General features: G+C 58.2%; 16 protein-coding genes. 4 read left to right on the top strand and 12 right to left on the bottom strand.

What is annotated here, in order from left to right:
* Positions 1 to 29: 29 nt before the first annotated feature.
* Together pssA and ilvC are read right to left on the bottom strand one after the other, a co-directional pair.
* Positions 30 to 932, bottom strand: a complete 903-nt coding sequence (pssA, locus tag B3520_RS07995; protein WP_123639500.1) for a CDP-diacylglycerol--serine O-phosphatidyltransferase — start codon at positions 930 to 932, stop codon at positions 30 to 32.
* A 112-nt stretch (positions 933 to 1,044) separates the two neighbouring features.
* Positions 1,045 to 2,061 (bottom strand): ketol-acid reductoisomerase, encoded by a 1,017-nt coding sequence (ilvC, locus tag B3520_RS07990; RefSeq protein WP_286875828.1) that lies wholly within the window; start codon positions 2,059 to 2,061, stop codon positions 1,045 to 1,047.
* Positions 2,062 to 2,206: 145 nt separating this feature from the next.
* Here ilvC and ilvY point away from each other — a divergent pair, with 145 nt between their 5' ends.
* Complete coding sequence (gene ilvY, locus B3520_RS07985) at positions 2,207 to 3,082, top strand: HTH-type transcriptional activator IlvY (protein WP_123639502.1); 876 nt, start codon at positions 2,207 to 2,209, stop codon at positions 3,080 to 3,082.
* Between the two features lie 42 nt (positions 3,083 to 3,124).
* Here ilvY and B3520_RS07980 read toward each other — a convergent pair whose 3' ends face one another.
* The 6 genes from B3520_RS07980 to B3520_RS07955 all read right to left on the bottom strand — a co-directional run bounded on the left by B3520_RS07980 (position 3,125) and on the right by B3520_RS07955 (position 14,444).
* Positions 3,125 to 4,351 carry a glycoside hydrolase family 27 protein gene (locus B3520_RS07980; RefSeq protein ID WP_286804143.1) on the bottom strand — a complete coding sequence of 409 codons (1,227 nt, stop codon included), beginning with the start codon at positions 4,349 to 4,351 and terminating at the stop codon, positions 3,125 to 3,127.
* 215 nt (positions 4,352 to 4,566) lie between these two features.
* The gene (locus B3520_RS07975; protein WP_286804142.1) at positions 4,567 to 5,880 is read right to left on the bottom strand and encodes a glycosyl hydrolase; all 1,314 of its coding nucleotides are present in this window, start codon (positions 5,878 to 5,880) and stop codon (positions 4,567 to 4,569) included.
* Between the two features lie 95 nt (positions 5,881 to 5,975).
* Entirely contained in the window at positions 5,976 to 8,609 is a 2,634-nt protein-coding gene (locus B3520_RS07970) for a hypothetical protein (protein WP_286804141.1), read from the bottom strand.
* 57 nt (positions 8,610 to 8,666) lie between these two features.
* Complete coding sequence (locus B3520_RS07965) at positions 8,667 to 11,834, bottom strand: TonB-dependent receptor (protein ID WP_286804140.1); 3,168 nt, start codon at positions 11,832 to 11,834, stop codon at positions 8,667 to 8,669.
* 380 nt (positions 11,835 to 12,214) lie between these two features.
* Positions 12,215 to 12,706, bottom strand: a complete 492-nt coding sequence (ilvN, locus tag B3520_RS07960) for an acetolactate synthase small subunit (RefSeq protein WP_024462558.1) — start codon at positions 12,704 to 12,706, stop codon at positions 12,215 to 12,217.
* Between the two features lies 1 nt (position 12,707).
* Positions 12,708 to 14,444, bottom strand: coding sequence for an acetolactate synthase 3 large subunit (locus B3520_RS07955; RefSeq protein WP_286804139.1), 1,737 nt, complete (start codon positions 14,442 to 14,444; stop codon positions 12,708 to 12,710).
* A 512-nt stretch (positions 14,445 to 14,956) separates the two neighbouring features.
* Between B3520_RS07955 and B3520_RS07950 the strand changes: the two genes are divergently transcribed.
* Entirely contained in the window at positions 14,957 to 15,388 is a 432-nt protein-coding gene (locus B3520_RS07950) for a DUF4124 domain-containing protein (RefSeq protein ID WP_286804138.1), read from the top strand.
* A gap of 19 nt (positions 15,389 to 15,407) precedes the next feature.
* Here the strand turns inward: B3520_RS07950 and clpB are convergent, their stop codons facing one another.
* The 3 genes from clpB to rluD form a co-directional block, all read right to left on the bottom strand.
* The gene (gene clpB / locus B3520_RS07945; protein ID WP_123639509.1) at positions 15,408 to 18,053 is read right to left on the bottom strand and encodes an ATP-dependent chaperone ClpB; all 2,646 of its coding nucleotides are present in this window, start codon (positions 18,051 to 18,053) and stop codon (positions 15,408 to 15,410) included.
* 96 nt (positions 18,054 to 18,149) lie between these two features.
* Positions 18,150 to 18,911 (bottom strand): peptidoglycan editing factor PgeF, encoded by a 762-nt coding sequence (pgeF, locus tag B3520_RS07940; protein ID WP_286804137.1) that lies wholly within the window; start codon positions 18,909 to 18,911, stop codon positions 18,150 to 18,152.
* A 20-nt stretch (positions 18,912 to 18,931) separates the two neighbouring features.
* Entirely contained in the window at positions 18,932 to 19,879 is a 948-nt protein-coding gene (gene rluD, locus B3520_RS07935; RefSeq protein WP_286804136.1) for a 23S rRNA pseudouridine(1911/1915/1917) synthase RluD, read from the bottom strand.
* A gap of 149 nt (positions 19,880 to 20,028) precedes the next feature.
* On the opposite strand from rluD, the gene B3520_RS07930 reads away from it, so the two are divergent.
* The gene (locus tag B3520_RS07930) at positions 20,029 to 20,940 is read left to right on the top strand and encodes an outer membrane protein assembly factor BamD (protein ID WP_024462552.1); all 912 of its coding nucleotides are present in this window, start codon (positions 20,029 to 20,031) and stop codon (positions 20,938 to 20,940) included.
* A gap of 86 nt (positions 20,941 to 21,026) precedes the next feature.
* On the opposite strand, the gene B3520_RS07925 is transcribed toward B3520_RS07930, so the two are convergent.
* A complete protein-coding gene (locus B3520_RS07925) occupies positions 21,027 to 22,652 on the bottom strand; it encodes an NAD+ synthase (RefSeq protein WP_286804135.1) in 1,626 nt (541 codons plus the stop codon).
* 127 nt (positions 22,653 to 22,779) lie between these two features.
* Between B3520_RS07925 and B3520_RS07920 the strand changes: the two genes are divergently transcribed.
* Positions 22,780 to 24,305: sensor histidine kinase (locus B3520_RS07920; protein ID WP_286875827.1), on the top strand; the 1,526-nt coding region annotated here is incomplete at its 3' end.

Here is a 24,305-nt window from a genome sequence, read left to right as displayed (position 1 = left end):
GGGCGCGCAAGTACTTTTTGAAAAAAGTTTTAAGGCTCCTTGCGTACCTCTTCGGGCGCATCCTCTTCGCCGGATTCAGCGCTGCCCTGAGCAGAGGAATCATCGCCCTCTTTACTGCTATTCACCCACCCCACCAGAGAGGCCCGGCGCCGCCAGAGCCAGATGGCCGGGCCCGACAGGCCGTAGGTGACTGACATGCACAGCAGCACAACCGGCGGGTTGATGCTGACCACCACAAACACCCCCACCACCATCAACATGACCACAAAGGGTACGCGCCCGCGGAAGTCGATGTCCTTGAAGCTGTAGTAGCGAACATTGCTGACCATTAACAGCCCGGCGATGGTCGTGATTAGCGCCGAGGCCACCGCGACGGACACCGACACATCGCCGCTATGGCCAGTCCATACGATGGACGCGAGAATGGCCGCCGACGGCGGGCTGGCCAGACCGACGAAGTACTTCTTGTCGACCACACCTATCTGGGTGTTGAACCGGGCCAAGCGCAAAGCGGCGCAGACGGCGAACACAAAGGCGGCCGCCCAGCCGAGCTTTCCCAAGTCCGACAGCGCCCAACTGAACATGACCAGGGATGGCGCCAACCCGAAGGACACCATGTCCGACAGACTGTCGTATTGTTCACCGAACGCGCTAGAGGTGTTGGTCAGCCTGGCTACCCGCCCATCCAGGCCATCCAGAGCCATGGCCACGAAAATGGCAATGGCCGCACTGTCAAAATTGCCGTGCATGGCGGAAATGATGGCGTAGAAGCCCGCAAAGAGAGCCCCGGTGGTAAACAGATTGGGGAGAAAGTACACCCCACGGTGCCGCACCTTCTTGCCGTTCTCGGAAACCTCCTCTACATGCTCGTCAAAGGGGAGAAAACCCTCATCCCCTTCCTGCAGCCGGGAGTCCTGATCGTTGTTTGTCATAGCCACCTCAACACTGAATTTCCTGTCCCCATGGTACACGAAAGCCCGCTGCAGGTGATCCCGCAGCGGGCTGAACGAGTGCTCGGGGCCCGGAGGGCCCCTGCGCAAGAACTCAGTTCTTGGACTTGTCGATGATCTTGTTGGAACCGATCCAGGGCATCATGGCGCGCAGGCGCTCACCGACCTGCTCGATCGGATGCGCCGCATTCAGACGACGACGGGCGGTCATCTCCGGGTAGTTCAGGGCGCCTTCGCTGATAAAGCGCTTGGCGTACTCACCGTTCTGGATGTTGCGCAGGGCCTGACGCATGGCTTCGCGGGACTCGTCATTGATGACCTGGGGACCGGTCACATACTCACCATACTCCGCGTTGTTGGAGATGGAGTAGTTCATGTCGGCAATACCGCCTTCGTACATCAGATCAACAATCAGCTTCAGCTCGTGCAGACACTCGAAGTAGGCCATTTCCGGGGCATAACCGGCTTCCACCAGGGTTTCAAAGCCGGCCTTGACCAGCTCAACGGTACCGCCACACAGCACCGCCTGCTCGCCGAACAGGTCGGTTTCGGTTTCGTCTTTAAAGGTGGTTTCAATAATACCGGTACGACCACCGCCGATAGCGGAAGCGTAGGACAGCGCTACGTCTTTGGCCTTGCCGGACGCATCCTGGAAAATCGCGATCAGATCCGGAATACCGCCGCCTTTGACGAACTCGGTGCGAACGGTGTGACCCGGAGCCTTGGGCGCCACCATGATGACATCCAGATCCTGGCGGGGCACGATCTGGTTGTAGTGGATGGCAAAGCCGTGAGCGAAGGCCAGGGTAGCGCCCTGCTTCAGGTTGGGCTCGATCTCGTCTTTATAGAGCGCAGACTGGAACTCGTCCGGAGTCAGAACCATGACGATATCGGCACTTTTCACCGCGTCGGCTACATTGGCCACTTTCAGGCCAGCGCCTTCGGCTTTCTTGACCGAGCCAGAGCCTTCACGCAGACCGACCACAACCTCAACACCGGAGTCCTTCAGGTTGTTGGCGTGCGCGTGACCCTGGGAGCCATAGCCCAGAATGGCCACTTTCTTGCCCTTGATGATGGAAAGATCACAATCTTTGTCGTAATAAACGTGCATGTTCATCTCCTGAATAGTCGCCCAAAGGCGGGGAACGATTGAATATCGGCCGGCAGTTTAAGGAAAAACACTCATAACGTAAAATGATATATTCGCAACTTGATATTGCATATAATGCAACATCAATCAACGGCAGGAGATCCCGATGGACGCCACAAAGCTTCGTCTCTATCTGGCGCTCGCCGCCACACGCCACTTTGGGCGAGCGGCTACCCAGTGTCACGTCAGCCCCTCCACCATCAGCCGCAACCTGAAACAGCTGGAAGAGGAGCTGGGCGTGACGCTGATGCTGAGGGATAACCGATCCGTGAACCTGACGCCCGAGGGCGAACGATTCCAACGGTTTGCCCGGGAAAGCCTTCAACAGTGGGAGACCTTTCAGGAAGCACTGCACCAGGGCGCCGACGAGCTGCGCGGCCAACTGAGCATTTACTGCTCGGTGACCGCCAGCTACAGCTTTTTGCACGACTTGCTGACCCAGTTCCGGGGCAGCTATCCCGGCATCGCCATCAAACTGCACACGGGGGACCCCGCCCAGGCGGTCGAGCGGATTCTGGCGGGACAGGAGGATATTGCGATTGCCGCCCGGCCCGACCGTCTGCCGGGAAGCCTGGAGTTCAAGTCCATTGCCGAGTCACCCCTGGTGTTCATCGGCCCCGAGGACCCGGCGTTGCTCGCCAATCAGGCCGGCTCCGAACAGGACTGGCGGCGCTGGCCGATCATCATCCCGGAAGAGGGGATTGCCCGGGAGCGCTTTGACGGCTGGTGCCGGGCACAACAGCTGACACCCGACATTTACGCAGAGGTCAAAGGCAATGAGGCAATCGTCAGCATGGTGAGCCTCGGTTTCGGGGTCGGATTGGTGCCAGAGATTGTGCTCAGAAACAGCCCCCTGCGCCAGCGGGTCAAGCCGCTGCCGCAGCAGCCGGACCTGGGGCCCTTCGAAACCGGCATCTGCGTGCTGCAAAGGCGGCTTAAAAGCCCAATTGTGTCAGCACTATGGGAACAGGTGGCGGGTTAACCCCCCCCGGAGCAGCTAACCCGCCACCAGCCATACAGGAATTTACCGCACTGGGGACAACCGCAACACTGCCACATCGTGTGCGGCCAGCTTTAACCGAAGCGGTTTACTGGTATCCCCCTCGCCATCTCTCCAAAGCCGATGCCAGGTGAACTGCTGATCGTGAAAGTTGATGTGATGGCCAAACTGATCATCCTTCACTTCAAAATGATGAGCCCAGTCGTGGGTATAGCTCAGCGGCGTATCCCCGCGGTTCAGAAACATGAAGGCCCAGTCACCGCCTTCCAGCGGTTTTACATAAATCATCAGCTCTCCCTGATGAAGGTACTTCATGGCCTGTACACCCAGAGGGTCCTGATTCAAGGCAATGATGTCTCGGTTCGTCAGAATGTCGCGTGTGGCATCACTCATGTTGCGCAGGTCGTTTCCGGCGATCAGCGGCGAGTTCAACATGGCCCACAGGGTGAAATGGCTGCGGTCCTGCGCCTCTGTCATACCGTTGCCCACTTCGAGCATATCGTAGTCGTTCCAATGACCTGGGCCCGCGTATTGACGCAGTCGCTCATCGGCACGCATTTCGAGAATCTTCAGAACACCCCAGGATGACCAGGAACCCCAACTCAGCTCGCAATCCCAGCAGGGGTAGATATCGCCACTGACCCGCCAGGAGTGCCCCACATCCTCCGCCCAATTCCAGGGCTGGTTATCCCCCCACTCACAGATACTGAACAAAATCGGTCGTCCGGCGCGTTTGAGCGCGTCGCGCATCGTAGTGTATGCGCCAATCGGGTTGATATTCTCGGTATCACACCAGTCGTACTTCAGGTAATCAATGCCCCACTCTGCGTAGGTACGCGCATCCTGATACTCGTAGCCTCGACTGCCCGGATAGCCGGCGCAGGTGGTATTACCCGCATCGGAATAAATCCCCAGCTTCAAGCCACGCTGATGTACATATTCGGCCAGGGCTTTCATCCCGGAGGGAAACCGATCTTTATTAACCTGAATATTGCCCTGAGCATCGCGCTCACCGTGCCAGCAATCATCAATATTGATGTACTCATATCCGGCCGCTTTCATACCCGACTCCACCATGGCATCAGCCATTTCCCGAATCATCGACTCGTCGACATTACAGTCGAACGTGTTCCAGCTGTTCCAGCCCATCGCCGGCGTATCGGCAAGATGCGGAAACTTTTCGGCATTTGCGGCCAACGATGCCCAACCAATCAGAAAGCCGGTAGCCCAAGTTAAAATTGTACTTCTCATAATGATTACCCTTATCAAAATATACGATTTATATTACTTTTAAAAATTTGCGATAAAACGCCCATCAAGCCTGATGCAATGCTCCGTTAATGAACGGGTCGGCGCCAGGATCGAAAGACGAAAAATGAAACCAATGGTTTCCTTTTTGAAAAAGGTCTGAACAATCTTGTTCGCCCCCGGCCAGAAAACCCAATCGGAAGCGAACCTAGGAAGGATCAGTTTTCGCTGTGAAATTCCGGAAGCTCATCCAGAGTGACTACCAGCTCATGGTTGTAAACCTCAACTTTATGTGCATCTTCATTGTAGTACTCGCCCGTCCAGAAGTTACTGCTATTGGTAACACCTTCTTCACTGTCCCCGTCATTCCAGGTCACGAAGAACAGCCACCAGGCGCCATCCTCCTTGATATTGTCCGGGTGAGGAATCGTGCCATTTTCTGTCAAGGCAACCATCTTGTCTTCACTGTCCGGATACTCGACGGCTTCGTTGAACTTGGGGAGTTTGGAGCCGTAATCTTGCGCATCTCCGTAAATATCTTCACCAATAATATCTACATATCGATCCCCCGGGTACCAATCAGCCGAGGCTCCATTCCATACCCAAATCAGATTATTCAGTTCGTGATGATTCGTTAACCGATCGTACAAATACTTCCAGAGCGCTATCTGTGCGTTAGCAGGATGGACGGAATCATCTCGGGTCGCCCCCCACCAGAACCAGCCGCCTGATGCCTCATGCAAAGGGCGCCAGAGGACAGGAACGTCGGCGTCCTGGAGAGCCTTCAACTCCTGTGCAATACGGTCGACATCCGCCTCCATCTGGGCGAACGCGTCAGACTCGCTATCAAGTTGATCACCATCCATTGGTACTCTGAAGCCGGTGGATTCCGTATAGAACTCCAATGTTTCTCCAGACGGATCTCGCCAGTGCCAGTTGAACGTAACCAGCCCTCCCAGTTCCCAGTGCGCGATCGCCTCTTCGGTCTGCATCAAACCAGACCACCCTTGCCCATCAGCTACGGTGTAGTTCATGAAGTCATAGCCCATGATCGCAGGGGCCAGCCCGGTGTCATTGACCACTCGCTGGAACATGTCGGTGGAATCTTTCCACGTCAAGTCCTGCTGACCTGACAGCACCTGCTTTCCGAAAACACTTTTCAGATAGCTGTAAACCGTCCGGGTCGTCTCGGTCGCATTGTCATTGACGAGATTCTCTGCAACATCCAGTTTTTCAACCGTGGGGGCGTTGGGGTCCATATCACCCATCTCGACAACGCAGTTTTCTTCCTCCTGACTGATTACCTGCTGCCCCCAGCCATCGCCATCGGAATCGACCGATGCCTCCGGCTCAGTACAATAGGGGTAGTCCACTCCCTCAACCTCAACATAGGTCAGCGCATTTTCTGGATCGTGTTGATTGGTATCGGGATTATCTTCAATAGCGTTATTACTACCACACCCCAGAATTCCTGCCGTAAAAGCCAGAATGGCTGCGGCACAGGTGCTACTTTTAAACAGATAGAGTTTCATTTGGTCTCTTCCAGTATCAAACCACTTGTAAAGACAACAAAACATCGGACCAGAGCTCCCAGTGACGGAGGGAGCACTGGTCCTAGCGCTCAGATCTATTCGGCCTCAGGAAAGCTAGCCGGAACGGAGGTCTCCATCAGGCCGCCTTTACCATGGACTACCTGCTCACCCCGATCCGTCAAATCCACGCTGGTCTCTTCAGAGTTGGACAAGTCAAACCCGGCCGCGCTTTCCGAATTATCAATCCACGTCCAGGCCAACCAACTGATGGGGGCGGAACGTTCGAACGAGGCAACATCCGCAAGCAAGTCATCTGCCACCAAGCCGCCTTCGACCATATCCACTTCCAGCCAATCAAACTGTTCCGCATAGTGGAAATCAATCAGTTGGACCACTTCTTCCTCAACCTCCAACGGAATGTCACCCTCGATACGCATTTCTCCGACTTTGATTGGCGCATCGGGCATATCGCTGACGCCGAACACCTGGAAACCAAAGTGTTGCGGGGTGCCGTTGCGCTCAAATCCTTCGGGCAACTCCATGACGAACTCTTTGGTCACCCACTCACCCGGCGTCAGATCTTCAATGGTCCAGACCGCGAGATTGGTGTGGTTAGACCAATTAGCATCCTGAATGAACACGCGGAATTCAAAGTCCTCCGGTGCCTGAGCGTAGGCCTCATCCAACTGCAGGGTCAGAGTCATTTCCAGGGTTTCACTGTTGAGATTGAAGTTTTCCACCTCGCTCAGATCATTCTTTTGGACAGCGAAAGTGCGGTTGTTATCATCCGAGGTATCACCCGCCTCAGAGGGGCGCGGTGACATGACCAGAGCACCATCTTCCGCCGACACACTGACCGGCAGAGTGTGCCAACCGAGCACCGCCCAGCCATCGGTTCCTTCGGTGAAATCAGACTGATACTGGGTACCCCACTCGAAGGCAACCTGCTCTTCAGGCAATCCAAGCACAGTGATGTTATCGAACAGAATCGGCTCAACACTGCCATTCAAGTTACCCATCTGGATCCCAAGGTCTGAGCCACCGGCCCACTCTGCCTCAAAGGTGAGAGTAGTCCACTCGCCGAACGTGACATTGCCAGCTCCCAGATAGTTTGCCGTCTGCCAGCCCGCGGTATTGGACAGGACAGTGAAGTAAAGCTCCTGACTGGCATCGCCGTAGGCCGCCGGCACCAATACGTCGAGGGTAATTTCGACCTGCCCCGAGTAACTGACCCCGCCCATAGCACCTGAAAGCGCCAGCACTTCACCATCCCCAGCCTCCCGGGTGAGAGCAAGAGCGCCATCCACTTCTGAAACGCCAGTTTGCGGATCCTCCCAGGACGCTGGCGCCCAGTCGGCAACACCATCATCGAAGGTCCATTCCCGCAGCAACTCCGGGACAGACGCCTCGATAACTTTGATGTTGTCAACACGAAGCTCGCCATTCACCTCGGGATTCTTACCATTGGCCACCAACTCCAGCCCGATTTTGGTGACACTGGAGGCATCAAAGCCGTCTTCCGCCCAGCCAAAGGAGCTATCGTCCTGAACAACTTTTTTCAGGCTTGACCAGCGGTTGGCCTGCAGGCTATCGGCTGAGTTCCACCCCAGGTTGGCGTAGCGCCCTTCACTATCCCGGAGGTACATCTGAAGCCCCATGACGCCCTCGCCTTCCGCGGCCTGCATGTAGGCCTCATCCAGATAGACCTCCATACTCACTTCCCGGCCAAGCACACTCATCGACTCCGGCAGCACTGCCAGATAACCGGCTTTGTCGTCTGGCGTCTGCCAATCGATGGGCAACTGAGCTGCATTATCTCCGGCGGCCAAGATCATCAAATCCTGGTGGCGAATAGCGTCCTCTTCCGCATTGGAGTCACCGAACTCACTGACAACGACCGGTATACGCTCGCCCTTCAATAGCTCCATCGCCGACGCCATATCGTCCCGGTCACGCCAGCGCGATCCGAAAGCATGCACAGAAAGAACAATATTTTCCTCATCATCTGCGGCCAACAGCTCCCGCCCCCGATTACCAAGGAAGGCATAGTAATCCTGGCCACAGCCGGGCGCATCAATCACGATCGGGTTGCGGAATCCGGCCCGGCGCATCTGCCGGATGACGGCTTTGTAATTGTCAATGTAGATCCGGTACCCCTGACTGTACGAGTTAAAAATGCCGGTCGGTCCCCACTTGCTCGCCAGATTGAGCATAACGTGGGGCTGGAAGCGGTCTTGCACCAGCACCGGAACCCACTCGTTCAGCCACAGGTCGTTCACCGCCCCAAACAGAGCTTCATCATCGGCGGCACATGCAACCTCGGGCTCCCAATAGGTCACTATTGCCACGAGGCCAGCATCGACCGCAGTGAGCAGCGCCGCCTCGAGCTCATCCGCCGTGGTGTCAGAGCGGAGTTGTAAACGCACCACATTAGAGCCCACCTCTTGAATCGAGGTAATACCATTGATTCGCTCCAAGGGGTTATCGCCGTATTGCAGGTTTACACCGCGCAAAAGCACTGGTTCACCGGTGGCATCGAGCAACTGTGAACCATCGGATGACAAGACCGGAGCATTTTCCGAAGGACGCGGACGCCCCTCATCTCCTTGAACAGGTTCGGGGATCAGCTTGTGCTTTTCTGAATCCGGGGTGTCCAACATGCTGCCGCCGCAGGCTTGCAGGCCGAAGGCACAGGCGAGCAGCGCTAGATAGCCAATTTGTTTTTTCATAATGAACTCCGAAATTATTCTTAGTCGGTTAAGCCTTTATTGATGTCAGCACGATCGTTAAAACGAGAGGCTGACGCCGGCTGCATAGCGGCGTTCCTGAACCCACAGCGAACGGAAATGATTTTCCCACTGGCCATAGCTGTGGCGGCTTTCACTGGTCAGATTGGTGCCGTTCAGGTATAGGCTTATGTTGTCGTTGATCCAGTAATTGACGGACAGGTCGAGGTAACCGGTTGGCTCAAGCCACTGCCCCATTTCCATGACGGCAGCGGTCGTATTGACTTCGAACCGCTCCATGTACTCTTCGCTTCGCCAGTTGTACGCCGCGCGAACATTGAGCCCCCCTTTGTCGTACCACAGAATCAGGTTGGCCTGATGCTCGGAGTTAGAGGGCAGCGGAAACTTGTTCCCTTCCAGATCCGAGTATTGGGACTCGCTTTGCGAGTAGGTGTAGTTCGCTTCGATGCCCGTCGCACTGAGGTGCTCCCCGGGCAGGAAAGTGAACGGCTGCTTATAGCCCACCTCCAGCCCGTATAAATCCGAGGCACCGGTGTTTCGCGTGGTCCAGATATTGGCGCGGCGACCGCGGTCGATACCATCAAGGTCTCGGAAGGAGCGCTGTTCCTGCCCCGGTTCTACGGCGGTTTCCACGTCAATCAGGAACAGGCTGGCACCCAAGATGGAGTTCTCGGCGAAGTACCACTCTGCCGCCGTGTTATAGACCCGGGCCCGCCAGGGCTCGATATCCGGACGCCCCTGATCTTCACCTCCTCCAACACAACCGACATCATCCTGTACCGGACCGGAGGGACCGACCACCATGACCGGCTCACCATTTTCATCGGTTTTAGGGCAGCGCTGGTACCAGAGGTTCAGGCTGGCTCCGACGTTATCCAGATCATTTCGGGTCATAGTCTCAGCAAAGCCGAAACGAACGGTGACATCGTCTGTGGGAAACAGGTTGAAGTTGACTGAAGGCAACACATCGGTGAAGTCCACTTCATCGGTTTGCGTGCCGTAAACAAACGCAAGCTTCTGCCAGTCGTCATAGCCGATGGAATTGAACATATCGAGAACTTCCGGCACATCATTTCGGATGACCGTCCGATCGGTCTGAACCACTTTCACCCCGACATTGCCTGAGTAGGGGATACCGAAGAGTCCCTGATCGAAATTCTCGAAATTCACCTGTACGTGAGCGGAAGTACTGGCCTCTTCCACGTCGTAGCTGTAGCCGGGGTTTTCCACGGCCCGCACCTCGCCGTACAGACGTGTCATAAAGTCATAGGGGCTGTCCCAGGCGTCGGGGTTCAGAGCCGCTACGCCGTCTTCAAACCCACCAATGGGGCCAAAATCGGTAAAGACGACGGTGTCGTCACCGCTAAACCCATTGTCCTGTAAACCACCGACCTCGACCAGATTGATATTGGTTTCCGAAAAATCGAACTTGCGCCAGTCGGGGTAGCGTTGCCACACCAGGTTGCCCGGAAGCAGCTTGTAGCGCAGATCCGCGGGAACCCGCGGATCTTCCCAATCGGTATAACGTCCGGTAGCAGTCACATATTCGAATCGGTCGCTGCGTGCCTCCCGAATCCCGTGACGCAAGCCAACATCAATGGATTCGACCAGCCCCCAATCCAGACGCAGGTTTACATCCGCACGCACGACATCCAGCTCCGCCTCAAGATTGCTCCCTTGAGCGAACCCTTGGTACTGGTCGAGAACCGCCGGATCGGCCAAACTGGGCCCTTGATAGTGGAACTCGGGATAATCCGGTCGATAATCCACCGTCACGCGGTAACCTTCCACCGGATCCTTACCATCTTCACCATCCTCATCAACCCAGAGCCACGCCGGAGTCCCCTGCTGGAACGTCGCTTCGCGGGTCTGACTCTCTGCTTCACCGTGGACATAACGCACACTGGCGATCAGGTTGTCGTGATTGGTGTAGTTCAATTCCAGGTTGGTGTTGATGGCAGCGGTTTTTTCTATGTCGTTATCCGAGCGGGTCTGGAAGTCTGCCGCCCAGACATCCGCCACGGTGACGTAATACAAGTCATGATTGACAGTATTACCGGCGCCGTCCGGCACCCCAATGGTGGCTCCGTATTCAACCTGAGTATGGGGCGAGTCCTGCACGACGTTGTACACATTCTCGCTAAAGACGCCAGGCTCACCATTGACCTCAAACGACTGCGGAGTACTACCACCGTTAAAGCCGGCGCTGACCCCTCGATCGTATCGGTCCATACGGGTGTAGAACACATCACCCTTGAGAGTAAAATTATCGTTGAGCTCCCACTCCGCGCTGACGGTGCCGCCCGTGCGCTCACGCTCCATGAATTGACTGTTGGCACTGTAACGGTCGGGGACAATGTACCAATCGTTCGGATTACCGGTGCCAGCCAAATCCGGGGCATTGTTTACCGGGTCTGGGCCCACGGGTAGCGGTGCCCCCCCCTGAGACTCCAGAAAGCCCAGACGATGGCCATTCCAGATGGAGTAGTTGGCCGCGTTGGAAATCGAGTGATTGAGGTTGGCGTAGACGGCGAGTCGATTGTCAAAGTTGTAACCCACCATGACACTGGCACTGTGGTCCGGGTCGCGGGTGCCTTCCGTGCCATCGGCTTTCATTTCGTTTTTGGAGCGCTGACCCTGGGCCGCCTCCAGACGCAGACGACTGGTCCAGCCTTCATCCAGCGCCAGGGGCTTGAACGTCCTCAGATCAACCACCCCGGATACCCCGCCCGAGAGCATGGAAGCACTTTGAGATTTGTACACGTCTACGCCGCTCATCAGGCCAGCAGGGATGTCAGAGTAGTCCGGCTGAACGCCGGTAATCGATTGAGGGCTGAGAAACTGTTCTCCATTGAGCGTGGTCAACACCTGAGGCATACCACGAATGTTCAGACTGGTGCCCTCATTGGCTTCTCGGGTGATCTGCACCCCTGTCACCCGCTGAAGTGAATCGGTGATGGTGGTATCGGGAAGCCGGCCAATGTCTTCGGCAACAATGGAGTCGACTATACGATCAGAGTCGCGTTTGATATCAATGGCCATTGACTGAGAAGCCCGTACTCCGCGCACGATGACTTCTTCGAGAAGACTAGTTTCCTCTTCACCGCCTCCCTGCTCTTGGGCTTGCACCCCCACACTACTCAGTGCGCAGCCGATGGCCAGTGCCAAAGCGGTTTTCTGCGAACCATACCCTCTGCGTTTGATCATACTGACATTCCTCTTATTACTTTTATTAACGTTATTGACTGGGCGAAAGCCCGTCGCCTTCGGAGTGATTCCGAGCCGGTGAGTGGGCCGATGACGCCACAACTCAGGGTTTCTTTATAGTCGGGAGCCCCCTTTATTCTCTGTAACCGGTTCCAAACTGAAGGCAAAAATAAGCTCCCTGAGAGAGCAGGAAGCTATTAGGATCTGTAACCGATTACAAATAGCCTAGCCCAAATACTTTTTGGTGGCAACCAAAAAAAGAAGGGGTGGGTATTTTTTTCGGTACGATTTGGTCTAAAAAGGGAGGGAGTTTATAACGAAAGCCGTCAATACCGCGTCACAGCACTTTGATCCGGCACCCTCCCTGGCGCCAATCGAGGCTACAGACTCAGTACTTTTTCACCGCGGGAGATACCCGACACACCAGAGCGCACCACTTCCAGAATGGACGCTTCGCCCACGGCCTGAAAGAAGGCGTCCAGTTTGTCGCTGGTGCCGGTGATCTGGATGACGTACAGCGAGCTGGTGACATCCACGATCTGGCCACGGAAGATGTCTACACAGCGCTTCACTTCTGCACGCTGGGCACCGGAGGCTTTGACTTTGACCAGCATCAGCTCACGCTCAATGTGGGCGCCTTCGGTCAGATCCACCAGTTTGACCACATCGATCAGCTTGTTCAGGTGCTTGGTGATCTGCTCAATCTTGTGATCATCCCCAATGGTGGTCAACGTCAGGCGAGACAGGGTCTCGTCTTCGGTGGGGGCCACCGTCAGGGTTTCAATGTTGTAGCCACGCTGGGAAAACAGCCCGACCACCCGGGACAGTGCGCCCGGGGCGTTTTCAATCAATACCGAAATAATACGTTTCATGTCAGGTACGCTCCGTCTTGCTCAGCCACATGTCGCGCATGGACCCATTGGGTGCAACGTGCATGGGGTATACGTGTTCGCTTGGGTCAACCTGGATGTCCATAAACACCACCCGATCTTTCATGGCGAAACACTCTTCCATCTTGGCTTTGAGGTCTTCTTTGCGCTCCACGCGAATGCCGACATGCCCGTAGGATTCCATCAGCTTGACGAAATCCGGCAGAGTCTCCTCGTACAGTGATTCGGAGTAGCGGCTTTCGTACTGCATATCCTGCCACTGCTTGACCATACCCAGGGCATGGTTATTCAGGCAGATGATTTTCACCGGCAGGTGATACTGGGTACAGGTCGCCAGTTCTTGGATGCACATCTGTATGCTGCCTTCCCCGGTCACGCAGGCGACTACCGCATCGCGGTGCGCCATCTGTACGCCCATAGCCGCCGGCAGGCCGAAGCCCATGGTGCCCAGACCACCGGAGTTGATCCAGCGACGCGGCTTGTCGAACAGATAATACTGGGCCGCAAACATCTGGTGCTGGCCCACGTCAGAGGTGACGTAGGCATCGCCCCCAGTCACTTCGTACAGCGCCTTGATCACATCCTGAGGCATGATTTTATCGCCGTCGGTGTTGTAGCGCGGCACGGTATAAAGACCGTGACGGGTACGCCACTCGTCAATCTGCTTCCACCAGGCCTTGATCGCATCGGCGTCCGGCAGTTCTTTGCTCTCTTTGACCATGGCCAGCATTTCGGTCAGCACGCTCTCCACCGATCCAACGATAGGCACATCGGCGGCAACCGTTTTGGAAATGGAGGCCGGATCCACATCAATGTGGATGATCTTGGCATTGGGGCAGAACTTGCTGACGGTGTTGGTTACCCGGTCGTCAAAGCGTGCGCCCACGGCGAGAATGACATCGCTGTGATGCATGGCGGTATTGGCTTCAAAGGTGCCGTGCATGCCCAGCATACCCAGGAACTGGCGGTCGGAACCCGGGTAGGCCCCCAGCCCCATCAGGGTATTGGTGACCGGGAAGTTCAGGCGTTTGGCCAGATCGGTCAGCAAATCGGAACCATTACCCTGAATAACACCACCACCGGCATAAATGACCGGACGCTTGGATTCCAGCAGCAATTGGACGGCTTTGCGAATCTGCCCGGTGTGCCCGCGAGTGGCCGGATTGTAGGAGCGGATCTTGACCTTTTCCGGGTACTCGTAGGGGAAGGTCTCACCGGGCGCCGTGATATCTTTGGGGATATCAATGACCACGGGGCCGGGACGACCGGTTGAGGCAATGTAGTAAGCCTTTTTGACGATTTCCGGAATCTCGCTCGGATGCTTGACCATAAAGCTGTGCTTTACGATCGGCCGGGACACACCCACCATGTCCGTTTCCTGAAACGCATCTTCACCAATGCGCTCAGAGACCACCTGACCGGAAATGACCACCATCGGAATCGAGTCCATATAGGCGGTGGCAATACCGGTAATGGCATTGGTCGCACCGGGGCCGGACGTCACCAGCACTGTGCCCACCTGACCGGTCGCGCGCGCATAGGCGTCCGCCGCGTGGGTGGCCGCCTGCTCGTGACGGACCAGGATGTGCTTGACGTCTTTCTGCCGAAATATGGCATCGTAAATATGCAGGGCCGCACCGCCCGGGTAACCGAACACGTGCTTGACGCCTTCGTCCCGCAGGGAGCGAATCAGCATATCTCCGCCTGATAGCATTTCCACTGGGTAACCTCTCAAATAACCATGAATGTATGAACTCAGGGGTCGCAACAACCACAAACCACGAAGCCACGGCCTGCCCGCCCTTCGGATCGGGAGCTGTGCTTCTCTGAATCGAGTCAGTCTTGGGATTCCCCGACCTCCCGCGCGGGTAGCAATTGCGGGCTGGCTCTGGGCAGGCGGCGTAGGTTAACGCGCCTTCGCGGCTGCGGATGGTTCGGGGGCCGGGTCGGCCTCCGGTGTAGAGTACGGCACCGAGGTTGTCGGCTGGCTCTACACGCCATCGTGCGAACTTGCTATTGTTCGGAAAATGCTCCGGAAAGTCAAGAGTAAACAGGGACTTGGGCGATAAGTTCACAAATCGGGGACAAGTTCGGCCTCTGGCGCGGGACACACCTTTCTCGACGGGTCCCTCCGGGCTATAGTGTATCCATGATACATGCGGCGCGAGGCCATGAGCGCAGGATGGCTTTTACCGGCCCACTACCGCCGCCCGCCAACGAAGGGAGCCCAACATGAAACACCCGCTTCTGGCCGTGCTGGCCATCACGCTCTGCGCCACCCCACTGACGGGGCTGGCCGATCAGGTTTACCGCTGGGTCGATGATGAGGGAGTAACGCATTTTACGTCTCATCCGCCCAAGGGGCGTCCATCGGAAACTCTGCGCACCCAGACAGGCCACAGCGAACCGGTGGATTACTCCAGCCAGTATCCACGCCCCGAACCCGAGCAGCCGGAACCACAATCGGCGGCCAGCAATGTCGAGCAACCCTCGAAACAGGAGCTGGATGAAGCCTGTCAGCGGGCCCGACAGAATCTGGAAACCCTGGAGCGGGGAGGCCGGATTGCCGTAGAGACCGAGGACGGCAGTCGGCGTTACCTGGGCGAGGAGGAGCTGTCCGAACGGGCGGAAACCGCCCGCCAGATTATGGACCGAGCCTGCTGAAGCAACTCCGAGCGCGCACTCAGTGGAGCGCGCGCTTCTCGAAGCTCAAGCGGTCGCCCTTGAGCACCGCATGGATATTATCCCCCGGCACAAAGCGCCCCTGAAGAATATCCTGGGCCAGCGGGTTTTCGATCTGCTGCTGGATCGCCCGCTTGAGTGGCCGGGCGCCGTAGACCGGATCGAACCCGGATTCGGCCAGTTTATCCATCACCGCATCGTCCAGGCTCAAGGTCAGATCCCGCTCAGCCAGACGCTTGCGCAGCAGGCTGAGCTGAATATCGGCAATGCCGCGAATCTGCTCACGACCCAATGGGTGGAACACCACCACTTCGTCTACCCGGTTGATGAACTCCGGCCGGAAGTGACGTCCCACCACCTCCATGACCGCGTCTTTCATCGCCGCATAGCGGTTTTCATTGCCCAGGGAGTCTCCGGTTTTCTCTTCGTCGAAGCTCACGGTGTCGTAAGAGCGATCTTCCGCCAGGTCCTGAATGCGATCCGAACCGAGGTTGGAGGTCATCACGATCACGGTATTGCGGAAGTCCACGGTCCGGCCCTGGCCATCGGTGAGTCGGCCATCTTCCAGCACCTGCAACAGGATGTTGAACACATCCGGGTGGGCTTTTTCCACCTCATCCAATAACAGCACCGAGTAGGGACGACGGCGCACCGCTTCGGTGAGATAACCGCCCTCTTCGTAGCCGACATAGCCAGGGGGTGCACCGATCAGGCGAGCCACGGAGTGCTTCTCCATGAACTCGGACATGTCGATGCGCACCATGGCTTCCTGGCTGTCGAACAGGAACTCCGCTAGGGACTTACACAGCTCGGTTTTACCCACCCCGGTTGGCCCGAGGAACAGGAAAGAGCCGTTGGGGCGGTTCGGGTCCGACAGGCCGGCCCGGGAACGACGCACCGCATTGGCCACAGCGACCACTGCTTCGTGCTGACCGATCACCCGCTGGTGCAGGGCATCCTCCATCCGGATCAACTTGTCCCGTTCGCCCTCAAGCATTTTGGAAACCGGAATGCCGGTCCACTTGGAGACCACTTCTGCAATCTCCTCATCGGTCACCCGGTTGCGGAGCAGCTTCATTTCCATCATTTCGACTTGGCTGGCCATATCCAACTGCTTCTCCAGCTCAGGAATGACGCCGTACTGCAGCTCCGACATACGGGCGAGATCGCCCGCTCGGCGCGCCGCCTCCATATCCAGCCGGGCCTGCTCCAGGTTGCTTTTGATCTCATGGGAGCCCTGCAGCGCGGCTTTTTCCGCACGCCAGACTTCGTCGAGGTCGGCGTACTCACGTTCGAGCCGGTCGATATCCGACTCAATTTTTTCCAGGTGTTTTTTACTCGCCTCGTCTTCGTCCTTTTTGACCGCCTCGCGCTCAATTTTGAGCTGGATGAGACGCCGCTCCAACCGGTCCATCTCCTCCGGCTTGGAATCAATTTCCATCCGGATACGACTGGCCGCCTCGTCGATCAGGTCAATGGCCTTGTCCGGCAGTTGCCGGTCGGTGATGTAGCGCTGGGACAGTTTGGCGGCGGCGATAATGGCCGAATCGGTAATGTCTACCCCGTGGTGGACTTCGTAGCGCTCTTTCAGGCCCCGCAGAATGGCGATGGTATCGGCCTCACTCGGCTCGTCCACCAGCACTTTCTGGAAGCGACGTTCCAGTGCGGCGTCTTTCTCGATGTACTGGCGATACTCATTCAGGGTGGTGGCCCCGACACAGTGCAGTTCGCCGCGCGCGAGTGCCGGTTTGAGCATATTGCCCGCATCCATGGCGCCTTCGGCCTTGCCGGCCCCGACCATGGTGTGCAGTTCGTCGACAAACAGAATGACCTGCCCCTCTTCCCGGGCCAGCTCTTTGAGCACGGACTTCAGGCGCTCTTCAAACTCGCCACGGAATTTGGCACCCGCCAGCAGGCTGCCCAGATCCAGCGACAGGAGACGTTTGTTTTTCAGGCCTTCGGGGACTTCGCCGTTGACGATTCGCTGGGCGAGCCCTTCCACGATGGCGGTTTTACCGACACCGGGCTCACCAATCAGTACCGGGTTGTTTTTGGTACGGCGCTGCAGGACCTGGATGGTCCGGCGAATTTCATCGTCCCGGCCAATCACCGGATCCAGCTTCCCGGCTTCGGCCCGGGCGGTGAGATCCAGGGTGTATTTTTCCAGCGCCTGGCGATTGCCCTCGGCGTCGGCATCGTCCACGGTTTCACCGCCGCGGACTTTCTCTACAGTCTGCTCCAGGCTGGTGGCGTCACCAAACTGTTTGAGCAGTTTGCCCAACTGGCTCTCGCCATCGAGCATGGCGGCCAAAAGGACCGACTCGCTGGAGACAAATTTGTCACCAGCTTTCTGGGCGCGACGATCGGCCAGATTGAGCAGGCGGCCGAGCTCCTGGGACATACCCACATCGCCGGTCGGATTCTGCACTTTGGCCAGGTTCTCCAGTTGCTTGGCCAGCTCATTGCGCAGGCCGGTCATATTGAAGCCGGATTGCGCCAGGAGTGAGCGAGCCGTGCCGCCCTGTTGATCCAGAAGCGCCTGGAGCAGGTGGTAGGATTCCAGCTGGCTATGATCCCGGCCCACTGCCAGGGACTGAGCGTCAGACAACGCGGTTTGCAGCTGGTTGGTCAATCGATCAATGCGCATGGGTGTGCCTCAAGAATAGTCATTACTGATAACCAAGTATGGTTAAAAGAATGGGGGCACACCCCGAAAAAGCAAGGCGCGAGGCCGCGCTTTGTGTCAGGGGTTGATCCAGATCAAGCTGGCCATCCGGCCGGTGTCGCGATCCCGGCGATAAGAATAAAATCGCTCGCGGTCGCGGTAGGTGCAGAAATCACCGCCGTAAACGGCGGTCACCCCCAGAGCCTCAAGCTCGGCGCGAGCCAGAACATACAAATCGCCCTGAAAATGCATCGGCTTCTGACCGGGCTGGAAGGCCTGTGCAATGGCCTCATTGTGGGCTTCGTTGCGCGCCTGTTCAAAAAACGCCTCCAGCACCTCCACCCCCACCTCAAAGTGGGGCTGAGACAGCGCGGGACCGAGGTAGGCCAGCAACTGCGCCGAGGGTTCACTGAAACGTGCCACCGCCGCTGCCAGCACCCCCTGGGCCAAGCCCCGCCAGCCGGCATGCACCGCCGCCACTCGCGTGCCCTGCTGATTGCACAGCAGCACCGGCAGACAATCCGCGGTCAGCACCGCGCAGGCCAGTCCGGGCTGTTTCGTATGACAGCCATCGGCGGTCAAAACCCGGCCATCGTCCTGCGCCTCGACCACCGCCGTGCCATGAATCTGCTCCAGCCATTGAGGTCCGCGCTCCAGCCCGAGCTCCGCCTGCAGCAGAGCACGGTTGCGCTGCACCGCCGAGGCGTCGTCCCCCACGTGCAATGCCAGGTTGAACTGAGCGTAGGGGCCCTCACTCACGCCCCCCTGGCGGGTGGTGATGGCGGCCCGCACTCGCTCCGGGGCGGGCCAGTCGGGGCGGATAAGCTCAAGCTCGGACATAGCAGTCTCCGGTGATTGACTCAGCCGGCCCGAAGGGCGGCCAGTAAAGATTGGAAGTCTTCGGGCAAGGGCGCGGTCCACTCACGATACTCCCCCGTACCGGGGTGCTCCAGCCCCAGCCGGGCCGCGTGCAGCGCCTGGCGGGGGAAGCTTTTCAGCTCGTGAATCAGCTCGTCACTGGCGCCCTTGGGAATTTTGAAGCGCCCGGCATAGGTGGCATCACCCACCAGCGGGTGGCGGATATGCGCCATATGCACCCGGATCTGATGGGTGCGGCCGGTTTCCAGCTTGACCCGGATATGGGTGTGGGCCGCAAAGCGCTCCAGCAGCCGATAGTGGGTCACGGCGCGCTTGCCGCCGCGCTCCAGAACGGCCATTAATTTGCGCTGGCGCGGGTGGCGACCAATGGGCGCATCCACGGTACCACCACCGGTCATGGTGCCAATGGCCACCGCCTCGTATTCGCGACTGACAATGCGCTCCTGCAACTGCTCTACCAGGTCGGTGTGGGCCGACAGTGTCTTGGCCACCACCATCAGGCCCGTGGTGTCCTTATCCAGACGATGCACGATGCCCGCCCGGGGCACCCCCTCCAGGGCCGGGCAGTGATGCAGAAGCGCGTTCAGCAGGGTCCCGGTGTGATTGCCCGCCGCCGGGTGCACCACCAGACCGGCGGGCTTGTTGATCACCAGCAGGTCGTCGTCTTCATAAACAATGTTCAGGTCGATGGCCTCGGGCTCCCATTCTCCCTGCGCTTCGAGCTCCGCCTCCAGGCGCAGGGTCTCCCCGCCCAGCAGGCGCTCCTTGGGCTTGGCAATACGTCCGTCCAGGGTCAGTTGGCCGTCCTTTATCCAGGATTGGAGCCGGGCCCGTGAGAATTCAGGGAACAACCCGGAGGCGACCTGGTCGAAGCGCATGCCGGCCATATCCGGGGGCACGCGGGTGCTCTGTTGCAATTGATCCGCCATGGGGCGTGATTACCTCTATCGAGTGCGAGAGTGCGCGGCCCCACCGGGGCGCTTTGGTATACGCACGCTCTGTGTTTTAATAGCCCGCTGCTCCAGTGGGCCGGTACGGAGCCCACTGACTTTTGAATCGTGAACGAGTTTTGAATCCTATGCGAGTCCTGCAACTCCTACTGCTCGGCGGCCTGTTGGCGCTGATTACCGCCTGCTCCAATACCGATCGCGAGCCAGAGTATACCAGTGAGGCCGACCTTTACGAGGCCGCGCAGGCGCAAATGCGCCGCAGTCAGTGGGAAACCGCCATCAGCAACCTGCAATCACTGGAAGAGAACTTCCCGTTTGGCACCTATGCCGAGCAGGCCCAGCTGGAGCTGATTTACGCCTACTACCGCTCCGGCGACGCCGATATGGTATCGGCCACGGCCGACCGATTCATCCGTCTTCACCCCCAGCACCGCAATGTGGATTACGCCTATTATATGAAAGGGCTCAGCTCCTTTACCGAGGGTCGTGGCATGTTCGAGCGGGTGCTGCCGACGGACCTCACCCAGCGCGACCCCGGCGCCGCACGGGACTCCCTGGACCACTTCGCCCAGCTCCTCACCCGCTTCCCGGACAGCATTTACGCCTCGGACGCCAAGCGCCGCATGCTGTACCTGCGCAACCTGCTGGCCCGCTACGAAATTCACGTGGCCAACTACTACTTCAAACGCGGCGCCTATGTCGCAGCCACCAACCGTGGGCGCTACGTACTGGAAAACTTTGATACCACCCCTGCCGTTCCCGATGCACTGGCAGTGATGGTGCAGGGCTACGAGCTGCTGGATATGCCGGAGTTGTCCGCCCAGATGCTGGATATCCTCAAGCTGAACTACCCGGACCACCCGGCGCTGAACGACGATGGTTCTTTTGATTTCCAGTACAGTTCGGATGAGGGCGATCGCAGCTGGCTGAGCCTGATCACCTTTGGCTTGTTCGACAAGAGTGAGCCACCGGGCTTTGATACCCGGGAGCTTTATAATCCGGAATATCAGGACGCGCCGCAGCCGCCTTCAGGGGTTTGATGGCTGTTTTGGTGTGACCGTGTCGGGTTACGCGCTGGGCGCTAACCCGACCTAAGGGAAAGCGCCCGCTCTTACCGTCAGTTTTCTTACTCTCCCAACTTCCATCCGGACGTAATAGGATAACGCCGATCGCGGCCGAAGCCACGCTGGGTGATGCGCACGCCAATCGGGGCCTGGCGGCGCTTGTATTCATTGATGTCCACCAGTCGGACCACGCGCTCGACATCTTCCCGCTCAAAACCCCGGGCAATAATGGCTTCCGCACTGCAATCCTGCTCCACATACAACGCCAGTATCTGATCCAGCACCTCGTAAGGCGGCAGGCTGTCCTCATCTTTCTGATCCGGCGCCAACTCGGCGGACGGTGGGCGGGTAATGACGGACGGGGGAATCACCTCGCCCTGTTCGTTGCGGTGCCTGGACAGCTCAAACACCAGGGTTTTGGGAACGTCTTTGAGCGCATCGAACCCGCCGGCCATATCGCCGTACAGGGTGGAGTAACCGACCGCGAGCTCACTTTTGTTGCCCGTGGTCAGCACCAGGTCGCCCCGTTTGTTGGACCAGGCCATCAGCAGGACGCCTCGACAGCGGGCCTGCAGGTTCTCCTCGGTGGTATCCCGTTTGGCCCCCTCGAAGACGGGATCCAGGGTCGCCATAAAGGCCTCGTACATGGGCTCGATACTCAGTGAGTGGTAACGCACGCCCATGCGGCGGGCCTGTTCGGCGGCGTCGGTCTGACTCAGTTCCGAGGTGTATCGAAACGGCATCATGATCGCCGTTACCCGCTCCGGACCCAACGCATCCACGGCGATGGCCAGCGTCAGGGCCGAGTCGATGCCGCCGGAAAGGCCCAGCACCACGCCTTTGAAACCATTCTTGTTCACATAATCCCGCGTACCCGTCACCAGCGCCTGATACACGGAGTCCAGGTCCTGCTGCTGGGGAGCCAGCGCCTGATGGGCCATATGGACCGAGCCATCGTGCCAGTTGGCCTGCAGCAGCTCCAGCGACTCCTGCCAGGCGGGCAGGCGCCGGCACAGGTCGCCCTGGGCGTTCACCGCCACCGAGCCGCCGTCGAATACCAGCTCGTCCTGGCCGCCCACCTGATTGACATAAACGATGGGCATATGCCCTTGCCGCGCGCGCTCGGCCAGCAACTGCTCCCGCTCACGCGGCTTGCCTTTGTGGAAGGGCGAGGCATTCAGATTCAGCATCAATTTGGCGCCAGCGTCCCGGGCCTGTTCCACCGGTCCGGGCTGCCAGATATCCTCACAGATGGTCAGAGCCGTCGGCACGCCCTTGAGGTCAAAGACACAGGCGCTATCACCCGGCACAAAGTAGCGCACCTCATCGAACACTTGGTAATTCGGCAGGCACTGTTTGGCGTACTCGCACACCAACTGCCCACGAGCAACCACGCCGGCCATATTGAACACCCGGCCCGCCACCACCTTGGGGTACCCGAGCACCAGCACAATACCCAGGTCTGCCTGCTTGAGTTGGTCCAGAGCGCGATCAATCCGCAGCGCGAGACTCGGACGCAACAGCAGGTCCTCCGGCGGATAGCCCGACAGGGTCAGCTCCGGAAAGACGATGACATCCGCCCCCTGGGCCTCCGCCCGACGGGCCTGCTCCAGAATCCGCTCGGCATTGCCGGGGATATCCCCGACCAGCGGGTTGATCTGGGCCATTGCGATACTCAAACTTGACATAAAGGGGCCTGCATCCTGATAAACTGCGGGAAAACGACGCGTATTGTCCGCCAATTGCGGATTCGACGCAAAGCGATAATATCCGACCCCGATCGGTCAGACTCACAGCCAAGGTACTCTGTCCCCCATGCCCGTCAACGACAACCCTGTCATGGCCCGCGTATCCAGCTACAGCAATTACGACCTGCTGAGGGTATACACCTACTATCGCACGCTGCTGGGCAGCCTGTTGCTGTTGATGTTTCAGGGCAACATTGCGCCCAATATTCTCGGCAACGACCACCCGGACGTCTTTCTCTATACCTCAATCATCTATACCAGCATCAACATCATCACCCTGGGCCTGCTATGGCGGGTGAAGTTTCTGCCCTCCAATCAGCAGAGTTTTGTGCTTCTGGTTCTGGACGTGGCGGCCATTGCGCTGATGATGTATGCCAGTGGCGGCGCCTTGAGCGGCCTGGGTTACCTGCAGTTGGTGGTCGTGGCGGCTGGCGGCATGCTGCTGCCCGCGCAGTTGGCGATTCTGCTGGCGGCTCTGGCCAGCATCGCCGTGGTGGGCGAGAGCATCACCCGGCTGTGGTTGCTGTCGATCGACAACCGTACCCTGTTCTCCGCCGGCACCCTGGGCGCCCTGCTCTTCACCACGGCCCTCACCTTCCAATATCTGGCTCGGAAGATCCGCACCAGCAGTCAGGAGGCACTGGCCCAGGCCCGGCAGGCACAGCACCTGCAACGCCTGGCTCAGTTGATTGTGGAGCGCATGCGGACCGGCATCGTTGTTCTGGGGGGGAACCAGTCCGTTGAATTGATCAACCGCTCTGCCGCCGAGCTGCTGGGCGTGCGCGAAACACCCGGAACGCTCGATGACATTCCCCTGCTCAAAAATCAGTTTGATCAGTGGCAAACCGACAGTCGCACTTCATCGGTAGTGGCCACGGATCAGTCGTCCAATAACGAACTGAAAATCAACTTCGCGGCGCTGGATCCGAGCACCGCCTCAGAGACCCTGGTCTTTGTCGAAGACAACCGCCTGATTGCCCAGCAGGCTCAGCAGCTCAAGCTCGCTTCCCTGGGCCGATTGACCGCCAGCATCGCCCACGAGGTACGCAACCCCCTCGGCGCCATCAGCCACGCCAGCCAACTGCTCAGCGAATCGGATCAGCTCACCGGCGGCGACCAGCGCCTGCTTCAGATCATCGATAATCACAGCAAGCGTGTGAACCAGATCATCGAGAATGTTCTTCAGCTTTCGCGCCGCCGCAATGCGCGGCCCGAGCAGGTCATACTGAACGATTGGCTCCAGCACTTTACGGAAGAATTCCGCTCCGGCCAGCCCAATCCGTGCACACTTGAATTATCTCTTGATCGTGCTGACATTGGAGCCAAGTTTGACACGGGTCAGCTCCATCAGGTGCTGACCAACCTGTGCGACAATGGCTTGCGCTACAGTGAGGCCATTACGGGAGAGCGCCGGGTCAGGATTGAGGCGGGCATAGAAGCGCGTAACCAGCAGCCTTTCATCAGAGTCATTGACTGGGGGGAGGGTATTGATGAGGAGCGTCGCAGGCATATTTTCGAGCCGTTTTTTACTACGGAAAGCACCGGCTCGGGCCTCGGACTGTTCATCTGCAAGGAGCTTTGCGAAGCCAACCT

This window comes from Marinimicrobium sp. UBA4509 (genome assembly GCF_002388575.1).
In the GTDB taxonomy this organism is placed as follows: domain Bacteria; phylum Pseudomonadota; class Gammaproteobacteria; order Pseudomonadales; family Cellvibrionaceae; genus Marinimicrobium; species Marinimicrobium koreense.
Note: the sequence above shows the minus strand (reverse complement) of the source record. Positions and strands in the feature narration are given on the sequence as shown.